At 73.8% G+C, this 17,073-nt stretch carries 17 protein-coding genes; 3 read left to right on the top strand and 14 right to left on the bottom strand.

Annotated elements, in window-relative coordinates; translation table 11 throughout:
• Window positions 1–14 precede the first annotated feature (14 nt).
• Complete coding sequence (locus tag ACZ7GX_RS20725; protein WP_498778681.1) at window positions 15–383, top strand: hypothetical protein; 369 nt, start codon at window positions 15–17, stop codon at window positions 381–383.
• Between the two features lie 212 nt (window positions 384–595).
• Here ACZ7GX_RS20725 and ACZ7GX_RS20720 read toward each other — a convergent pair whose 3' ends face one another.
• The 10 genes from ACZ7GX_RS20720 to ACZ7GX_RS20675 form a co-directional block, all read right to left on the bottom strand.
• The gene (locus ACZ7GX_RS20720; protein WP_498778680.1) at window positions 596–1,252 is read right to left on the bottom strand and encodes an FHA domain-containing protein; all 657 of its coding nucleotides are present in this window, start codon (window positions 1,250–1,252) and stop codon (window positions 596–598) included.
• A 4-nt stretch (window positions 1,253–1,256) separates the two neighbouring features.
• Window positions 1,257–2,537, bottom strand: a complete 1,281-nt coding sequence (locus tag ACZ7GX_RS20715; RefSeq protein WP_498778679.1) for a vWA domain-containing protein — start codon at window positions 2,535–2,537, stop codon at window positions 1,257–1,259.
• A complete protein-coding gene (locus ACZ7GX_RS20710; protein ID WP_498778678.1) occupies window positions 2,527–3,495 on the bottom strand; it encodes a PP2C family protein-serine/threonine phosphatase in 969 nt (322 codons plus the stop codon). Before ACZ7GX_RS20710 ends, ACZ7GX_RS20715 begins: the two co-directional genes overlap by 11 nt.
• A 2-nt stretch (window positions 3,496–3,497) precedes the next feature.
• Window positions 3,498–6,062, bottom strand: coding sequence for a serine/threonine-protein kinase (locus tag ACZ7GX_RS20705; RefSeq protein ID WP_498778677.1), 2,565 nt, complete (start codon window positions 6,060–6,062; stop codon window positions 3,498–3,500).
• Window positions 6,059–7,120: a hypothetical protein gene (locus tag ACZ7GX_RS20700; RefSeq protein WP_498778676.1), complete on the bottom strand. Its 1,062-nt coding sequence runs from the start codon at window positions 7,118–7,120 to the stop codon at window positions 6,059–6,061. Before ACZ7GX_RS20700 ends, ACZ7GX_RS20705 begins: the two co-directional genes overlap by 4 nt.
• Before the next feature lies 1 nt (window position 7,121).
• A complete protein-coding gene (locus ACZ7GX_RS20695) occupies window positions 7,122–8,084 on the bottom strand; it encodes a glutamate ABC transporter substrate-binding protein (protein WP_498778675.1) in 963 nt (320 codons plus the stop codon).
• Entirely contained in the window at window positions 8,081–9,364 is a 1,284-nt protein-coding gene (locus ACZ7GX_RS20690; RefSeq protein ID WP_498778674.1) for a GlnX family signal transduction membrane protein, read from the bottom strand. The genes ACZ7GX_RS20695 and ACZ7GX_RS20690 overlap by 4 nt, the downstream gene beginning before the upstream one ends.
• 134 nt (window positions 9,365–9,498) lie before the next feature.
• Complete coding sequence (ybiA, locus tag ACZ7GX_RS20685) at window positions 9,499–10,002, bottom strand: riboflavin biosynthesis intermediates N-glycosidase (protein ID WP_498778673.1); 504 nt, start codon at window positions 10,000–10,002, stop codon at window positions 9,499–9,501.
• Window positions 10,003–10,065: 63 nt separating this feature from the next.
• Complete coding sequence (locus tag ACZ7GX_RS20680; RefSeq protein ID WP_498778672.1) at window positions 10,066–10,641, bottom strand: pyridoxamine 5'-phosphate oxidase family protein; 576 nt, start codon at window positions 10,639–10,641, stop codon at window positions 10,066–10,068.
• Complete coding sequence (locus ACZ7GX_RS20675) at window positions 10,625–11,179, bottom strand: antibiotic biosynthesis monooxygenase family protein (RefSeq protein WP_498778671.1); 555 nt, start codon at window positions 11,177–11,179, stop codon at window positions 10,625–10,627. Before ACZ7GX_RS20675 ends, ACZ7GX_RS20680 begins: the two co-directional genes overlap by 17 nt.
• 97 nt (window positions 11,180–11,276) lie before the next feature.
• Between ACZ7GX_RS20675 and ACZ7GX_RS20670 the strand changes: the two genes are divergently transcribed.
• Complete coding sequence (locus ACZ7GX_RS20670; RefSeq protein WP_498778670.1) at window positions 11,277–12,320, top strand: threonine aldolase family protein; 1,044 nt, start codon at window positions 11,277–11,279, stop codon at window positions 12,318–12,320.
• Here the strand turns inward: ACZ7GX_RS20670 and ACZ7GX_RS20665 are convergent.
• The 4 genes from ACZ7GX_RS20665 to ACZ7GX_RS20650 all read right to left on the bottom strand — a co-directional run bounded on the left by ACZ7GX_RS20665 (window position 12,277) and on the right by ACZ7GX_RS20650 (window position 15,378).
• Window positions 12,277–13,524, bottom strand: coding sequence for an RNA polymerase sigma factor (locus ACZ7GX_RS20665; protein WP_498778669.1), 1,248 nt, complete (start codon window positions 13,522–13,524; stop codon window positions 12,277–12,279). The two genes, ACZ7GX_RS20670 and ACZ7GX_RS20665, sit on opposite strands and share 44 nt — an antisense overlap.
• Before the next feature lies 1 nt (window position 13,525).
• The gene (locus ACZ7GX_RS20660) at window positions 13,526–13,882 is read right to left on the bottom strand and encodes a YciI family protein (RefSeq protein WP_498778668.1); all 357 of its coding nucleotides are present in this window, start codon (window positions 13,880–13,882) and stop codon (window positions 13,526–13,528) included.
• 84 nt (window positions 13,883–13,966) lie between these two features.
• Window positions 13,967–14,929 carry a zinc-binding dehydrogenase gene (locus ACZ7GX_RS20655; RefSeq protein ID WP_498778724.1) on the bottom strand — a complete coding sequence of 321 codons (963 nt, stop codon included), beginning with the start codon at window positions 14,927–14,929 and terminating at the stop codon, window positions 13,967–13,969.
• Window positions 14,930–14,937: 8 nt separating this feature from the next.
• A complete protein-coding gene (locus ACZ7GX_RS20650) occupies window positions 14,938–15,378 on the bottom strand; it encodes a MarR family winged helix-turn-helix transcriptional regulator (RefSeq protein ID WP_498778667.1) in 441 nt (146 codons plus the stop codon).
• 249 nt (window positions 15,379–15,627) lie between these two features.
• Here ACZ7GX_RS20650 and rox point away from each other — a divergent pair, with 249 nt between their 5' ends.
• Window positions 15,628–17,052, top strand: a complete 1,425-nt coding sequence (rox, locus tag ACZ7GX_RS20645) for a rifampin monooxygenase (RefSeq protein ID WP_498778666.1) — start codon at window positions 15,628–15,630, stop codon at window positions 17,050–17,052.
• Window positions 17,053–17,073 lie beyond the last annotated feature (21 nt).

Here is a 17,073-nt window from a genome sequence, read left to right as displayed (position 1 = left end):
CCACAGGGGAGACAATGCGCAAGTTGAAGGCACTCGGCCTGGTGGTCGCAAGTCTCGCGACAATGGCCACGACCTCCTCGCTCGCGAACGGAGCACCACAGCCCGACCTGCTGGTCGGCGGCACCTGCGCCGGGTCGTGGGTGACCGTGACCGGGTTCGCGACCGTTCGCGCGGAGCCCAACACCACGTCCAGGGCGTTGTTCTCCGTCGTGACCGGCGAACCCCGCACCTGCCGCAAGATCGTGACGGGTCAGGTCTACGACGCGTGCGGCGTGTACGACGCCAACGGCTGGATCCTGATCCAGGACTTCAACAACGAGTACGGCGAAGGGCCCGGCTGGTCCGGCTACATTCCCAGCGTCTGTACCCGCGACGGGGTCTGAGCCGAAGTCCCGACACGGCGCACGATAGCCGCGGAAATCAGCGATATCGCCGGGCTGAACGGTGTGGAATTGCGCACCGGGACCAATCCGGCCACGCGCGGCGACCTCACCGGTAGCGCCGCGGGCCCTGCGTTCAGGGTCATTTATCACGCTGGGTCGCGGTAATCGGCCCACCTTCGGCATTCGGGATGCTTGCCGCCGTCACGCTCGCGCTAGGCGTGCTCGCCGGCCGAGCGGTGCAGGGTGATCGTGGTCCACGCGCCGACGTGGACACGGTCGCCCGGCTCCAACGGGTGCGGCCGGTGGGGCGCCAACGGGGTGTCGCCCTCGTTCACCGTGGTCCCGTTCGTCGAGCCCAGGTCCACCACCGCCCACCCGTCACCCGACGCCACCAGCACCGCGTGGTGGTGCGACACGCCCGGGTCCTCCGGCGGGCCCACCAGGTCGATCCCCGGGAAGATGCCCCGCGACCGGCTCCGCCGCCCGATCGACACCTGCGGCCCCGCCAACCCGAACCGGCGCGGCGGGCAGAACTCCGGGAACGCCATCGCACCCGCGTCCGGCCCGCCCACCGCCACCACCCGCTCGAAGTACGCCCGGTCCGCCTCGACCGTCACGTGCCACGACACCGGCACCGGCCGCGACGACACCGGCGGCGACGGCGCCACGACCGGGTTCAACGAGTCCTGCCCGCACTCCTCGCAGAACCGGCCCACCCGCACCGCGCCACACGCCGCGCACGTCTCCTCGACGGACACCACCGGCTCGGAGTCAACCTCGGATGCCCCGGACCCGGACGGCATCGGCGTGCCGCACACGTCGCAGTAGTCGTCGGTCGCCGAGTCGTGGCCCGCCGGGCAGGTCGCCATCCGCCTAGCCCTTCCCGACCCGCTTGGTCACCGTGGAGCGGGTGTCCAGCGTCATCTCGTCCGCGTCGGCCACCCGCGCGCGCAGCTTCACCGTCCCCGTCCGCGGATCCTCCACCTCCACCACCTTGGCCAGCAGCTTCGCCGTGTCGGTGTTGCCCGACTCGTGCGCCAGCCGCACCGCCCGGCCCAGCTTCGCCGTCGCCCGGCCCACGTCACCGGACTTGCGCGCCTCCAAACCGTCCTGGATCGCCTCCGCCAGCTCCGCCTGCCCCGTGTAGTGGGCGACCTCGGAGCTGATCCGCGTCGACAACGCCGAGTCCTCCGTCCACACCGCCAGCACCCGACCCTGCCCCAGCACCTCACCCGACGGGCCCACCAGGCTCACCCGCGACGCCAGCATCCGGTCGCCCACTCCCGCCGGCCGCACCCGCACCCGCAGGTGGTAGTCGCGGCTCTCCGCGCCACCCCACGCGCCCGTCGGGTACTCACCCGTCCGCGGCCCCGACTCCACCCGCCGCCCCGTCAGGTCGCGCAACCCCGGCGACACCTGCTTGAGCGACACGACCCGCGCGCCCTCCGGCGTCCACAACCGCAGCGACACGTCCGCCACCGCCTTGCCCATCGCGGACGCCGCCATGGACCGGAAGTCCGCGGCCAACCCGTCCGGGTCGGCCACGATGTCCACCGTCCCCAGCATCGCCTCGGCGATCCGGCGCAGCTCCGCCACCCGCCAGTCCGTGCCCACCCCGCGGCAGTCGCACGTGAAGCGGCCCGCCACCTCGTCGAGCACCTTCGTCAACTGGCGCGGCGACTCGTGCTGGTTCTCGCCGTCGGTCACCAGGATCGCGTGCCTCGGCCCGCCCTCGAACCCGGCGAACAGGTCGTCGGCCAACGCCAGCCACCGGCCCATCGCCGTGCCGCCGTCCGCCCGCAGCGCCCGCACGGCCTGCTTCGCCGCGGCCCGCGACCGCGAGTCCGCCACCACCAACTTCCGCGACCGGGGGTAGACCACCCGCGCCGTGTCCGTGCCCGCCACCACCGCGAACCACACGCCGTCGCGCAACGCGTCGATCGCCGCCACCGTCGCCTGCTTCGCCGCCGTCAACTTCGACGGCGGGTAGGCCATCGACGCCGAGGTGTCCACGATGACCACCTCGGCGGCGTCGGCCGACACCACCTCCGCCGCGACGCCCGTCGTGGTCACCGTGACGATCGCGTCGACGTCCGCGGCGCCCTCGGGCAGGTACTCGTTCTGGAACACCTCGACCACGAAATCAAGCGCCATGCCCACCCCGCAGTTGGACGACGACCACCGTGATGTTGTCGTGCCCGCCGGCCTTCAGCGCGACCTCCACCAGCTCCCGCGCCACCTCGATCGGCGGCACGCCGCGCGGCAGCACCTCCAGCAGGTCCTCCGGCTCCGGCACGTAATTCCACAACCCGTCGCTGCACAGCACCAGCAGCCCCGGCGTCTCCACCTTGAACGTCACCGTCTGCGGCGCCTCCACCCCGGAATCCGCGCCCAACCACCGCGACAGCACGTGCGCCCGCCGGTCGGTCAGCGCCTCCTCCTCCGTCAGCACGCCCTCCGCGACCAGCTGCGCCGCCCACGTGTCGTCCGTGGTCAACCGCGCCGCCCCCGCCTCGGCCACCAGGTAGGCGCGGCTGTCGCCCACCCACCCCACCGTCGCCGAATCGTCGGTCACCACCGCCGACACGAACGTGCAAGACGGCGCCACCTCCGCCGCCTCCGGCCGCGCCAACCGGCCCACCGCGTCGTTCGCCGCCACCACCGAGTCCGTCGTCGACGACTCGGCGTCCATCCCCGCCTGCAACCCCGTCAACAGCACGTCCGCCGCCGTGTCCACGGCCGTCTGCGACGCCTGCTCCGCCCGCTCCGACGACGCCACCCCGTCGCACACCACCGCCGCGACCCCGCGCCCGCGCACCCGCCCGAACGCCATCGAGTCCTCGTTGCGCTGCCGCCGCTTGCCGCGGTCGCTCACCCCGGCCACCCCGGGCAGCACGAACTCCACCCGGTCCCGCGCCGACGGCCGCGCCCGACCGCACTGCTCGCAGAACCCGTCCGCGTCGAACTCCTCACCGCCGCACGCGCACATCGGCGGCCACTGCGACCCCGGACCACCCACCGGTGTCCGCTGCAACCGCAGGTTGCGCCCGCACGCCTCGCAGAAGCGGTCCTGCGACGCCACCGGCGACGAGCACTCGGGACAGGATTCCATGATCACACCAACGTCCTGGGCCGGACCGCGTTCGCGCGGTCGACGAGAGCGATGCGTTCCTCCGGGGTGTCGGCCAGCCGCGCCAACTGCCGGTAGCAGCGCTCCAGGCCCGACCGCAGCCCCGAGTCGCTCACCTCGCAGTCCAGCAGCTTCCCGCCGGGCGCCGCGCCGGCGCCCGGCAACGACTCCAACGCCACACCCAACAACTCCACGGTCAACCCGGCCCGCCTCGCCACGTCCAACTCCAACCCCGACAGCCTCGCACCGGCCGCCATCACCTCCGCCAACGCCTTCGCCCCGTCGTCCGCCGCGCACTCCCGGGCCGCGCCCAGCTGCGCCCGCACCGCCGCCACCTGAGCCGCCACGTGGTGGATCGACGTGTCCGGCACCGAGTGCAGCACCCCCACCGCCGCCTCCCGCTCGCCCCGCGCCACCAGCACCCTGGCCAGCCCGAACGCCGCCGACACGAACGCGTGATCGGTGCGCCACACCACCTCGTACCCGGCCGCGGCCGCCTCCGCGTCGCCCGACGCCTCCGCGCACACCGCCACCGCCAGCTTCGGCGCCGCCTCGCCCGGCAACGCGTCGCGCACCCGCTCGAACGCCGCCCGCGCCCGATCACCCCCGCCGTCCACCAACGCGGCCACCCCCCGGTACCAGCCCGGCCGCCAGTCGTCCGGCGCGGGCGTCCACGGGTCGTCCGGGTCGAACGGCGACGCCAGCGCGTCCAACTCGCCGACCGCCTCCCGCACCCGACCCGCCTCGATCAACGCCCGCACCACCTGCAACCGCACCTCCACCGTCTGCACCGGCGCCGCGCGCAACGCCGCCACCACCTGGTCCGGGTCACCCGTCGTCGCCGCCGTCGCCAGGAAACCCGCCGCCGCGTCGGAGGTGTCCACCTGCGGCACCGGCAGCCCCGTCGCCGCCGCCCGCACGTCCAGCCCGTCCTCCGTGCCGAACGCCCGCCGCTCCGGCGTGAACTGCCGCGACACACCCGGCCGCGGCGTGCCGTCCTGCTGCGCCAACACCTCCCGCAGCACACCGGTCAACTGCTCGGCCATCTCCTCCGCCGACCCGAACCGCTGCTCCGGATCACGGTCCGTGGCCCGCAGCAGGAACCGGTGGAACGAGTCGTGCCGGCGCAGCAGCGGCTGCTCCTCCGGCGACGGCAACGACTCCTTGTAGCGGCCGCGGAAGTCGAACTGGAAGCTCATCACCGCCAACGCCCGACCCACCGTGTACAGGTCGGAGGCCACCGACGGGCCGTCCGTGCCGATCTCCGGCGCCTGGTAGCCGATCGTGCCGTAGATGGGGGAGTGCCGGTCGTCGATGCGCCGCACCGCGCCCAGGTCGATCAGCTTCAGCTGCTCCTCGGTCTGGATCACGTTGTCCGGCTTGAAATCGCAGTACAGCAGGCCCACGTCGTGCAGGTAGCCCAACGCGGGCAGCACCTCGAGCGCGTAGGCGATCGCCTGCGCCACCGGCAGCGACTCGGTGCCCGTGCCGTCCGCCGCCCGCAACTGCTTGATCATGTCCTTGACCGACGTGCCGCCCACGTACTCCATCACGATGTAGTCCACGAGCTCGCCGCTGACCCGGTCGGCGTGCCGCACGAAATTGTGGATCTTGACGATGGTGGGGTGCTCCACCTCGGCCAGGAACCGGCGCTCCGCCATCGCCGCCGCCATCGCGTCCGCGTCACCGGAGTCCAGCAGGCCCTTCAACACCACCCACCGGTCGCTGACCGCGTGGTCGGCGGCCAGGTAGATCCAGCCGAGGCCGCCGTGCGCCAGGCAACCCAGCACCTCGTACTGGTCGTGCAACACCTCGCCGGGCGCCAGCTTCGGCGTGAACGAGTAGTGGTGACCGCAGTGCGCGCAGAACCCCTCCACCCGCCCGGGCCCGCCGTCCCGGCCGCGCCCGACCTCCTTGCCGCAGCTGGAGCAGAACCGCTTCGCCTCCGGCACCTCCGGATCGGTCAGCACGGCGGTCTTCGGATCCCGGTAGGGCACCCGGGGCACCTCGACCAGTCCCGCGCCCAACCGCCCGCGCCCGGACGACCGGGTGGACGCCGACGCCCGCCGCGCCCGCGCCGCCGACGACGACCCCACGAGCGACCACGGCGCCGTGCCCGGCCCCGTGGCGGGACCGGTCGCGCGGTACGCGCCCGTGGCAGGACCACTGTCGGTTCCGCGGTCAGGCCCACTGCGGGGCGCACGGTCGAGCCCACTGTGGGACGCACTGTGGGACGCACGGTCGGGCCCGCTGTCGGAATCCGGCCCGGGGTACGCACCGGTGGCCGCTCCGCTGTCCGCGCCGACCTCGGGCGCACCAACGACCGCCCCACCGCCCGGGCCGGTGGTCCGACCCCCAACCGCACCGGCTCCAAACGCACCGGCCCGCTGCCCGCCCCCGCCTGCGCCCGCCTCACCGGCCGAGGGACCCTGCCCCGGACCGGCGGCAGGCGCGGTCGGTGCCAGCACCGGCGCCTCCAGGCCGCACACGTCGCAGAAGCCGTCGTCGTCGATCGCCCCGCCGCAGCCGGCACGTGGACACGTCCTCATCGGGCCTCCGTCCTGGCCAGCACCGCACGCTGGTAGCGCAGCACCGCCACCGTCCCCGCGGTCAAGTCGCACGGCACGCCGGACAGCACGTCACGAGCCCGCCGGTGCAGCACCAGCAGCTCCGCGTCCTCGGCGAACCCACGCCCCGCCGCCTTCGCCCGGTAGGCGGCCAACCGGCCGCGCAGCTCCGCACGCCGGTCCAGCGACCCGGTCAGGTGCGCCACCACCTCCCGCGCCCGCGTCACCGCCGCGCCCACCGCCGCCTCCACGGCCGCCACGTCCGATTCCGCCACGTCCGGGAAACGTCCCCGCAGCCCGTCGAGTGCCCCGGCCACGTCCTCGGCGGGCACCGGCGGGTGGTCGCCGGCGATCGTCGCCACCACCTCCACCCGCACCTCGGCCGCCCGCGCCCGCACCGACTCCACCTCCGCGACCAGCCGCGACAGGGCCACCGCACGAGACGGGAACGTCCGGTGCAGCGCGTCCACCGCCGCCACCCGTCCGACCAGGTCCGCCACCGCCGGATCGGGCGTCAACGGGTCGGCCGCCGCACGGGCCCGCGCCCGCGCCACCTCCGCGCGCAGCCCCTCCGCCGCCGGCGAGTCGATCCCCGCCACCTGCCCGGCCAACGGCTCCAGCACCGCCAACCGCCGCCCCCACGCCTCGTGCGCCTCCGTCAACACCGCCGTGACCTGCGCGTACTCCGCCTTCATCCGCTCCACCAGCGCGCGCAACGTCACCTGCCGCGCCACCGGCCCGGTCAACGTCCGCACCGACGCCTCCGGCAGCGCGATCGCCGGCCCCCGCAGCAACCGCGCCAGCTCCGCCGGGTCACGCGCGTCCGACGCCTGCCGCAGCAACGCCCGGTAGGCGTCGAACCACTCCCACAGCCGCACCATCCCGGCGTTCGCCGCCTCCCACCGCCGCGCCGACGCACCCGTCAGCTCGGCGCCGCGCAGCAACCGATGGCCCGGGTGGTCCTCCATCGCCAGCAACGACTCGGCCACCCGGTCGCTCTCCCGCCGGAACGCCGCCAGCTCCTCGTCCAGGGTGTCCACGTCAGTCCCGGTACACCGCGACGGGCGGAGCCGGCGGATCACCGAGCCACCGCTGGTGGATCCGCGCCCACGTGCCGTCCGCCCGCAGCCGCTCCAGCAGCGCGTTGACGAACCGCACGAAGTCCTCGTCGGCCTTCGGGATCGCCATCCCGTACGGCTCGGCGGCGAACTGCGGACCCACCACCTTCGTGTACGGGTCCTGCGCGGCGAACCCGGCCAGGATCGTGTCGTCCGTGGAGATCGCGTCCACCTGGCCCTGCTGCAGCATCACCAGGCAGTCCGTCCAGTGCGTCACCGACACGGGCACCGGCCTCGACGCCGCGGCGGCCACGTTGGCCAGCGAGCTCGACCCCTTCGTCGCGCACACCCGCTTGCCGCCGAGCGACTCGATGCCCGTGGCGTCGGAGTTCGACGGCACCAGCACCCGCTGCCCCGCCTGCAGGTACACCGTCGAGAAGTTCACCTTCTGCCAGCGCTCGCACGTCGTCGTCATGGTCCGCACCACGATGTCGACCTCGTGCCGCTCCAACGTCGGTATCCGCTGCTCGGAGGTCAGCACCGTGAACTGGATCGCGCCCGGGTCGCCGAAGATCGCCCGCGCCACCTCGCGCGCCAGGTCGACGTCGAAGCCCTCCAACTCGCCCGAGAACGGGTTGCGGAACCCCATCAGGTACGAGTTCTGATCCGCGCCGACGACCAGCCGGCCGCGCGCCTGGATCTGCGCCATGGTCGACCCCGCCGGCATCTGCCCCGGCGGCGGCAGCGGCCCGGTCGGGCGCAGGCTCGCCGTCGGGTCGCACGACGCCGGCGGCACGTCCGCGGTGCTGGGCGGCTCGGTCAGCTCCACCGCCTCCGCCGGCCGAGGCGGCACCGGCGAACCACCGCCGATCGGCGGCGCGCCACTGGGCACCGGCGCGCACGCCGCCGCCAGCACCACCACGAGCACCGCGAGCAGCCGTCTCATCGGTACTCCTTCAGCCGCTGCCACAACCCGAACACCGAGGCCGCCGCCGCCAACAGCGCCAGCACGACCACCGCGGGCACCACCCCGCCCAACGCGGCCCGCGCCCGTCCGATCCCTTCGGTCAACTCCGCCCGCGCCGCGCCGATCGCCTCCACCAGGTCCGAGTCCAACGCGTCGAACGCCGTCGCCGCGCCCTGCCCGTCGCGACCCAGCGCCAACGCCACGGCCGCCGTGTAGTCGCCTTCGTCGTCGGCCCGGCGGACCTCGCGGTGCGCCTCCCGCCACCGCCCGTGGTGCTCCGCCGCCTCGAGGACCGGCGGCGTCGGGTTCAGCACCCGCACCCGGCCCAGCAGGTCGTCCAGCACCTTGTCGGCCTCGACGTACTCCGCCTCGTAGGTCGTGCCGCTGCCGCGCGCCACCAGCGTCAACGTCTCGTCGCCGCGCGCGGTCAGCGTCGCGATCCGGGCCCGCGCGAGCAGGTCGACCAGCGTGGCCTCGTTCTTGCTCGCCGAGGCGTTGTAGACCACCAGCAGGCTCGCCGCCAGCACCCACAGCAGCGAGACCGCGGTCAACGCGGTCGCCACCACCAGCCCCGGGTTGAGCACCCGGTTCGTCCGGCGGGTCAGGTACCGCTGCGCGAACACCAGCACCACCAGCACGAGCACGCCCAGCAGCAGCTCCAGCCACGGCAGCGACCCGGCGTCCTCCAGGTCGCCCATCACCTTGCCGGTCTCCACCCCGTACAGCTCGCGCGCCGCGGGCAGCAGCCGCGTCTGCATCAACGCCGACGCCTCGCGCAGGTACGCCGCGCCCACCGGGTTGCCCTGCCGGTTGTGCGCGCGGGCCGTCTCGACCAGGCCCGTGTACACCGGCAGCTGGCCCGACAACGTCGACAGCGCCTCGGTCAGCTCGGGGGAGCGGGTGATCTCGCTCGTCGCCGCCGACAACGCCGCGGCGGCCTTCGCCACGTCCGCCTCGTACCGGCCGCGCAGCGCGGCCGACTCCACCCCGCCGGACAGGAACGCGCTCGACGCCGTGGCGTCCGCGTCCGCCATCGCCCGGTAGACCTCCTGGGCGGCGAACGCCAGCGGCTCGCTGCGGTCGGCCAACGCCTCCAGCGCGTCCGACCGGCGCTGCACCGACGTCGCGGTCAACGCCCCGACCAGCAGGTTCACCACCACCAGCAGCAGGGCCAGCAGGCTCAACCTGCCCGGCGTGCTGCGCGCAAGACCCGTCACCCGGCGCAGGGCGCCGCGGTTCCGCCGAGCCTCGACCAGCACGACCGCCCCCTTCCCGAGGTGATCGGCGCCACTCGCCGCTCAGACAGCGTAGATCGAAATTCCACCAATCGGGACGCGAACCGACCCAACCGGCCGGCCCGCGCCCACCGGTTCGCACTCATCGGGTGACGCGGTCACCCCCGACGGAGCCGGGTGCGCACCTCCATCAGGGCCTCGCCCAGCAGGTTCAGCCCCAGCCAGGACGCGGGGTCGGCCGCCCGCTCGTCGTCGGCGGCCAGGCCGATGCCCCACACCCGGTCCAGCGGGCTCGCCTCCACCAGCATCCGGTCGCCGGTGGCCAGCAGGAACGCGCGCAGGTCGTCGTGCGCGCCGAACTTCGCCAGGTTGCCCCGCACGACGATGTCCAGCCGGTGCGCCACCCACCGGTCCTCGGCGAACCCGCGCACCCGGCGGCCCAGCGCCTTCGCCTCACCGGGCGTGCGCGCCGCGAGCACCCGCTCCGCGACGTCCTCGTCGCCGAACAGCAGCGCCTTGCCGCACATCATGAAGTGCTCGGCGGTCCGGTAGGTGCGGCCGTCGACGGTGAACGGCGCCTCCCACCACTGGCTCAGGCACTGCTTGCCGACCGGCGCGCCCGGCCGCGCCTCGTGCCCCCAGAAGAACAGGTACTTGGTCACGGCGCAGACGGTGCCACAGCCTCCTCCGACGACGGCATGATTTCCGGCGGCGGGCGACGGGGACTAGCGCGGCGGCAGGGGGAGGGGCAGCGCGGGCAGGCCGTCCATGCTGACCGCGTTGAAGTCCTTGCCCTCGCAGTACGCGGCGAACTCCTCGTCCGTCTTGCGGCCGAAGTACTCCTCGTGCAGCGTCCGCTCGCCCCGGTAGTCCATGAACGGCACGGCGAAGCCGCACGTGTCGCTGATCAGCTTCGCGGTCACCACGACAACCGCGCGCAACGCCGGCCCGTCCGCGTCACCGAACCCGGCCACCAGCTCGCCGAACCTCGGGTCGTCCCGGAACACCGGCTCACCCGTGCCGTGCACGCGCACGATGTTCGGCGGACCGTCGAACGCGCACCACATGAGCGTGATCCGCCCGTTCTCCCGCAGGTGGGCGATGGTTTCGGCGTGGCTGCCGCCGAAGTCCAGGTACGCCACCCGCTGCTCGTCGAGCACCCGCCACGTCCCCCGGCGGCCCTTCGGCGACAGGTTCACGTGCCCGTCGGCGGCCAGCGGCGCGGTGGCGGTGAAGAACACCGGCTGTTGCTCGATGAACTCGCGCAGGCGTCCTTCGATCCGTTCATAGGTCTTCCCCATGGCCGCCAGGATCGCCGACGACCCGGTAGCGCCGGACGTCGCTCCGCGTCAGACCGGTGAACGAGTGCACACGCTCCCACGGCTCCGACACGCCCACCGACCCGTTGCCGCGGGCCATCGCCTCCTCGTGCGCCTCCGGCGAGGTCCACTCCGCGTAGTTCAGCACCCGCAGCCCGTCCAGGCTCACGTGGAAGTGCGCCGAGATCCCGCCGGGGTGCAGGTCCCCCTCGGCGGCCAACGCGGTGAACACCAGGTCGACCCACTCCTCGGCGACCCCCGGCCGGTCGAACTCCACCGACACCAGCACCACGCACCCGACCGTCCGGTCCTCGGCGGCCTCCCGACCGGACCGGTAGCGCCGGTAGGCGACCGCGTCGCCCGCCTCCACCGGGCCCGACCACTGCGAATAGGTCACCACGCCGGCACCGTCCACCTGCTCCAGCCACCGCGCGTCGAGCAACGCGCCCGGCCGCGGCTCGAACGGCACGCGGCCGCGGTGGAGGAGGACGAGTTCGGCGTCGGGTCGAGTCAGTTCCATGCCGGCGACGCTAGGCGCGGCGCACCGGTGCCCGAATCAGTCAGCCGACTGGGGAACGTTGTTGCACACAGCTGGCGGCAACGCCCAGACTCCCGCCATGACCTCCGAGATCCGGCGTTCCCTGGTCCAGCACTCCCGGCTCCGCCAGGACCCGCACGCGGTGCTGCGCCGCATGCTCGACCGCGTCGAGCCCGGCCTCCCGCCGGACGAGCCGACCACGCGGTTGGAACAACGGATCGCCGACCTGCTCGGCAAACCCGCCGCCCTGTTCTTCCCCACCGGCACGATGGCGCAGCAGACCGCGTTGCGCGTGCACGCCGAACGCACCGGCCGCCGCACGTTCGCCGCACACCCCCAGAGCCACCTCGCGGTCTGGGAGGAGCAGGGCTACAGCGCGGTGCACGGCCTGCGCCACCGGACCGTCGGCGACCGCGAGGACCTGATCACCCTGGACGACCTCGCCGAGGTCCGCGAACCGATCGCCGCCCTGCTCCTCGAACTGCCCCAGCGCGACCTCGGCGGCCTCCTGCCCACCTGGGACGACCTGGTCGCGCAGACGAAGTGGGCACGCGACGGCGGCGCCGCGACGCACCTGGACGGCGCCCGGCTGTGGGAGGCGCAGACCTACTACGAGCGGCCGTTCGCCGAGATCGCCGACCTGTTCGACACCGTCTACGTCTCCCTCTACAAAGGCCTCGAAGGCGTGCGCGGCGCGGTCCTCGCGGGTGACCGGGCGACGATCGACGCCGCGTCCGTGTGGCGGCGCAGGCTCGGCGGCGCGACCCCCGACTCGTGGCCGGCCGCCGTGACCGCCCTGATGGGGCTGGACGAGGTGCTGCCCAGGATGGCCGAGTTCCGCGACCACGCCGTGGCCCTCGCCGCCGCGATCAACGCCGACGGGTACGCGACCACCCGCCCGCTCGTGCCCCAGACGCCGATGTTCCACGTCCACATCCCCGCGCCCAAGGACGCCGTCGTCGCCGCGGCCCAGCGGATCCTCGCCGAGAGCGGCGTCGAGCTGCCGCGGCGGCCCAGGGCCTCGTCCGACCCGACGCGGTGCAGCATCGAGCTGACCGTCGGCGTCGTGTCGCTCGACTTCACCCCGCGGGAGGTGGCCGATCTGATCCGGCGACTGCGCTGAGCCGACGGCGCAGCAGGTCGCGCTCGGCGTCGTTGCCCGCCAGCTCCAACGCCCGCCGGTACGCCCGCGCCGCGTCCGGACCCCGGCCGAGGCGGTGCAGCAGGTCCGCGCGCACGGCGTGGAACAGGTGGTAGCCCGCCATGCCCGAGCGACCCGACCCGCCGGCGGGCGCCAGGCCGTCGACCAGCGCCAACGCCGCCTCCGGCCCGTCGACCTCGGCCACCGCGACGGCCCGGTTCAACGCCACCACGGGGCTCGGTGTCAAGGCGGACAGGTGGTCGTACAGCCGCACGACCTGCCGCCAGTCCGTCGGCGGCGGGTCGCTGTGCACCGCGTTGATCGCCGCCTGCACCTGGTAGGGGCCGGGCCGGCCGCGGCGCAGGCAGCGCCGCACCAGCTCCCGCCCTTCGGCCACCATCGCCCGGTCCCACAGCGAGCGGTCCTGGTCGGCCAACCGCACCAGGCGGCCGTCGCGGTCGGTGCGCGCCGGGCTGCGACCGTGCACCAGCAGCATCAGCGCCAGCAGCCCGACGACCTCCGGCTCGTCGGGCATCAGCTCCGCCAGCACCCGCCCGAGCCGCACCGCCTCCGCGCACAGGTCCCCGCGCACCAGCTCCGCACCCGAACTGGCCGAGTACCCCTCGTTGAACACCAGGTACACCACCGCCAGCACGGCGCGCAGCCGGTCGGGCAGCTCCGCCTCGCCCGGCACCCGGTACGGGATCCGCGCGTCCCGGATCTTCGCCTTCGCGCGCACCAGCCGCTGCGCCATCGTCGGCTCCGGCACCAGGAACGCCCGCGCGATCTCCGCCGTGGACAACCCGCCGAGCAGCCGCAACGTCAACGCCACCCGTGCCGCCTGGTTCAACGCCGGGTGGCAGCACGTGAAGATCAACCGCAGCCGGTCGTCGCCCACCGCGTCCACCTCCACGTGCTCGTCACGGGCGTGCAGCAGCGCGGCCTGGGCCTGGCGGGAGTCCCGCGTGGACTCCCGGCGCAGCCGGTCGATCGCCCGGTTGCGGGCCGTGGTGATGATCCAGCCCGCCGGGCTCGGCGGCACACCGGTCTCCGGCCACCGCCGCACGGCCTCGGCGAACGCGTCCTGGACCGCCTCCTCGGCGACGTCGATGTCGCCGAAGACGCGGACCAGGACCGCCACCGACCGGCCGTACTCCGCCCGGAAGACCCGTTCGACCGCCGTCACGTCAGCCGGCGAAGTCCTGGAACGGCCGCACCTCGACCGGCAGCGTGCACGCCACGCCCATCCGCCGGCCCCACTCCAGCGCCGCGTCCAGGTCCGGCACGTCGATGATGTTGAACCCGCCGATGTGCTCCTTGCTCTCGGTGAACGGCCCGTCGGTCACGACCAGCTCGCCGTTCGCGTCCGGGCGCAGCGTGGTCGCCGTCTCCGGGGCGTGCAGACCGCCCGCGAACACCCACACACCGGCCTCCCGCATGTCGGCGTCCACCGCCTGGACGTCCTTCATGATCCGCTCCAGGACCTCCGGCTCGGGGATGTCGTAGCCGGTCGGCTCGATCACGCTGATCAGGTACTGGGTCATCTCGTGCTCCTCAGGTCGGGGTGACTCCGCACCCCCTACACGAACGGCGGAGCACCACATCGACACGACGCGGGAAAAAGATTCTCAGGGCAGCACGACGAGCTTGCCGACCCGGCGGCCGTGCTCCAGGTCGTCGTGCGCCTGCCGGATCTCCTCCAACCGGTAGACCGTGGTCGGGCCGAGCGACACCTCGCCGCCCGCGACCTGGTCGAGGAACCGTTGCAGCACCTCCGCGGGCAGGTCGGAGCTCTCGCCGCCGTACGCGGTCAGCCGCACGCCCTTGGGGAGGTACCCGATCGGGTAGAAGTCGGGCACGATCCACTCGTTCGACAGCATCCCGGTGAAGCACACCGTGCCGTGCACCCTCGTCGCCGCCAGCGTGTCCGGCAACGTGGGCGTGCCGACCAGCTCCAACGCCGCGTCCACCCCGTCGGGGAACAGCTCGCGCACCCGGCCGGCGACCGTGCCGTCGTCCAGCAGCGGGTGCGCCACGCCGTGCTCGCGCAGCACGTCGAGCCGGTCCGCGCGGCGGGTCGTGGCCAGCACCGTCGCGCCGAGGTCGACGGCCAGCGCGGTGGCGGCGAAACCGAGCGCCGACGTGCCGCCGCGGATCAGCAGCGACTGCCCCGCCCGCAGGTCCAGGCCCGTGGTCAGCGAGCCGTACGCGGTCTGCAACGTCTCCGGCACCGCGCCCAGCACCTCCCACGGCAGGTCCGAGGCGAACGGGATCAGCACCTCGCGCGGCACGACGGTGTACTCGGCGTACCCGCCGTCGAACACCCGCCCCATGCCGCCCATCATCGCCGCCACCCGCTGCCCGGGTGGCAGGTCGCAGTCGCTGTCCACGACACCCACCGCCTCGATGCCCGGCACGCGCGGGAACGTCACGCCCTCCGCCAGGCCCAAGCGGGTGTGCAGCTCGGACCGGTTCAGCCCGAACGCGCCCACCTTCACCCGCACCCACCCCGGCGGCGGCTGCGGCACCGGCAGCTCCGCCACGGCCAGGTTCTCCACCGGACCGGGCCCGCTCAACACGACCGCGCGCATCGACCCGGTCATCCCTGGTGCTCCAGGACCACGTTCAGCACCCGCACCAACTCCTCCCGCTCCGCCGCGGACAACGGGGCCAGCAGCGTCTCCTGAGCCTGCCCCACCACGCGGTCCAGGTGACGCAGGTGGGCCACACCCGACGGGGTGATGCTGACGATGTTGCGCCGCTTGTCGTCCGGGTCCGGGCGGCGCTCCACGGCGCCCTTCTCGGCCAACTCGTTCACGGTGGCCACCACGTCGCTGCGGTCCAGCCCGCCACGCCGCCCGAGCTCCGCCTGGCTGGCCGGGCCGAACTCGTCCAGCGCGGCCAGCAGCGAGTAGTGGTAGCGCCGCGCGCCGACCGCGCCCAACGCCTCCGACACCAGCCGGGCCGCGTGCGTCGTGGCCTGGCCGAGCAGCCAACTCGTCGTGCCGCGCAGCCGCCGGGGCGCGCCTGAGGTCTCCATATGACCGCACTCTACCGACTTGTTGGCCAGGCCAACGTTGATCGGTCGCGGACCCCGCACATGACGAAGGCAAGGAGGAACACCACTCCTTGCCACTCTCAACGTATAGCGCACCGGGGGTCTTGCGGCAAGACCCCCGTCGTGCCGCACACTCTCCCCTCGAAGCCGGGACCTGCGGAAACGCGGAGGTTCCACGAGCGGTGGAACGGCCGGCCGACAGGCGACCCGGGTGGGGAAACAGGGGGTTTCATGATCGACGTGATCGTCGTGGGCGGCGGACCGACCGGCCTGATGCTGGCCGGCGAACTGCGGCTGCACGACGTGCACGTGCTCGTGCTGGACAAGGAGCCCGAGCCGACGAAGGTCGTCCGGGCGCTCGGCCTGCACGCCCGCAGCGTGGAGGTGATGGACCAGCGCGGTCTGCTGGAGCGGTTCCTGCCCCTCGGGCAGCAGCACCCGATCGGCGGGTTCTTCGCCGGCATCCCCAAGCCGCCGCCGCAGGGGCTCGACACCGCCCACCCGTACGTCCTCGGCATCCCGCAGCCGGTCACCGACCGCCTGCTCGCCGAACGCGCCACCGAACTGGGCGCGGAGATCCGACGCGGCGGCGAAGTGGTCGGGTTGAGCCAGGACGACGACGGCGTGACCGTCGAGCTGGCGGACGGCGCCCGGCTGCGCACGCGCTACCTCGTCGGCTGCGACGGCGGCCGCAGCACGGTGCGCAAGCTGCTCGGCGTGGACTTCCCCGGCGAGCCGAGCAGGGTCGAGACGCTGCTGGGCGAGATGGAGGTGACCGCGTCACCGGAGACGGTGGCCGCCGTGACGGCGGAGGTCCGCAAGACCCAGACCCGGTTCGGCCTCATGCCGCTGGGGGACGGGACGCACCGCGTCGTCGTGCCCGCCGAAGGGGTGGCCGAGGACCGCACGGTCCCGCCGACCCTGGAGGAGTTCAAGCACCGGCTGCGGGTGGTCGCCGGCACCGACTTCGGCGTGCGCTCGCCGCGGTGGCTCTCCCGCTTCGGCGACGCCACCCGGCAGGCCGAGCGCTACCGGACCGGCCGGGTCCTGCTGGCGGGCGACGCCGCGCACGTCCACCCGCCGGTCGGCGGTCAGGGCCTCAACCTGGGCCTGCAGGACGCGTTCAACCTGGGCTGGAAGCTGGCCGCGGAGGTCGACGGCTGGGCTCCGGAGGGCCTGCTGGACAGCTACCACGCCGAACGGCACCCGGTGGCGGCCGCGGTGCTGGACAACACGCGCGCGCAGATGCAGCTGATGTCCCTCGAACCGGGGGCACGGGCGGTGCGCCGGCTGGTGGCGGAGCTGATGGACTTCGACGAGGTGAACCGCCACCTGACCGAGAAGATCACCGCGACCGCGATCCGCTACGACTTCGGCGAGGGGCACGAGCTGCTCGGCCGACGCCTGCGCGACGTGCGGCTCGAGGACGGGCGCCTGTACGGGTTGATGCACGAGGGCCGCGGCCTGCTGCTCGACCAGACCGGCCGGCTCTCCGTCGCGGGCTGGGCGGACCGCGTCGACCACGTCGTCGACGTCAGCGAGGAACTCGACGCGCCCGCCGTGCTGCTGCGACCGGACGGGCACGTGGCGTGGGTCGGCGAGGACCAGGACGACCTGGTCGGGCACCTGCCCACGTGGTTCGGCGCCGCCGCCTGAGCACCCGGACGTCGGGCAGGC

It is taken from the genome of Actinosynnema sp. NPDC037264, from assembly GCF_055603705.1.
Note: the sequence above shows the minus strand (reverse complement) of the source record. Positions and strands in the feature narration are given on the sequence as shown.

What these genes read in the sequence shown, in the direction of transcription:
- ACZ7GX_RS20725 (WP_498778681.1), top strand. Translation starts at nt 15, where the DNA reads ATGCGCAAGTTGAAGGCACTCGGCCTGGTGGTCGCAAGTCTCGCGACA.
- ACZ7GX_RS20720 (WP_498778680.1), bottom strand. Translation starts at nt 1,252, where the DNA reads ATGGCGACCTGCCCGGCGGGCCACGACTCGGCGACCGACGACTACTGC.
- ACZ7GX_RS20715 (WP_498778679.1), bottom strand. Translation starts at nt 2,537, where the DNA reads ATGGCGCTTGATTTCGTGGTCGAGGTGTTCCAGAACGAGTACCTGCCC.
- ACZ7GX_RS20710 (WP_498778678.1), bottom strand. Translation starts at nt 3,495, where the DNA reads ATGGAATCCTGTCCCGAGTGCTCGTCGCCGGTGGCGTCGCAGGACCGC.
- ACZ7GX_RS20705 (WP_498778677.1), bottom strand. Translation starts at nt 6,062, where the DNA reads ATGAGGACGTGTCCACGTGCCGGCTGCGGCGGGGCGATCGACGACGAC.
- ACZ7GX_RS20695 (WP_498778675.1), bottom strand. Translation starts at nt 8,084, where the DNA reads ATGAGACGGCTGCTCGCGGTGCTCGTGGTGGTGCTGGCGGCGGCGTGC.
- ACZ7GX_RS20680 (WP_498778672.1), bottom strand. Translation starts at nt 10,641, where the DNA reads ATGGGGAAGACCTATGAACGGATCGAAGGACGCCTGCGCGAGTTCATC.
- ACZ7GX_RS20675 (WP_498778671.1), bottom strand. Translation starts at nt 11,179, where the DNA reads ATGGAACTGACTCGACCCGACGCCGAACTCGTCCTCCTCCACCGCGGC.
- ACZ7GX_RS20670 (WP_498778670.1), top strand. Translation starts at nt 11,277, where the DNA reads ATGACCTCCGAGATCCGGCGTTCCCTGGTCCAGCACTCCCGGCTCCGC.
- ACZ7GX_RS20660 (WP_498778668.1), bottom strand. Translation starts at nt 13,882, where the DNA reads ATGACCCAGTACCTGATCAGCGTGATCGAGCCGACCGGCTACGACATC.
- ACZ7GX_RS20655 (WP_498778724.1), bottom strand. Translation starts at nt 14,929, where the DNA reads ATGCGCGCGGTCGTGTTGAGCGGGCCCGGTCCGGTGGAGAACCTGGCC.
- ACZ7GX_RS20650 (WP_498778667.1), bottom strand. Translation starts at nt 15,378, where the DNA reads ATGGAGACCTCAGGCGCGCCCCGGCGGCTGCGCGGCACGACGAGTTGG.
- rox (WP_498778666.1), top strand. Translation starts at nt 15,628, where the DNA reads ATGATCGACGTGATCGTCGTGGGCGGCGGACCGACCGGCCTGATGCTG.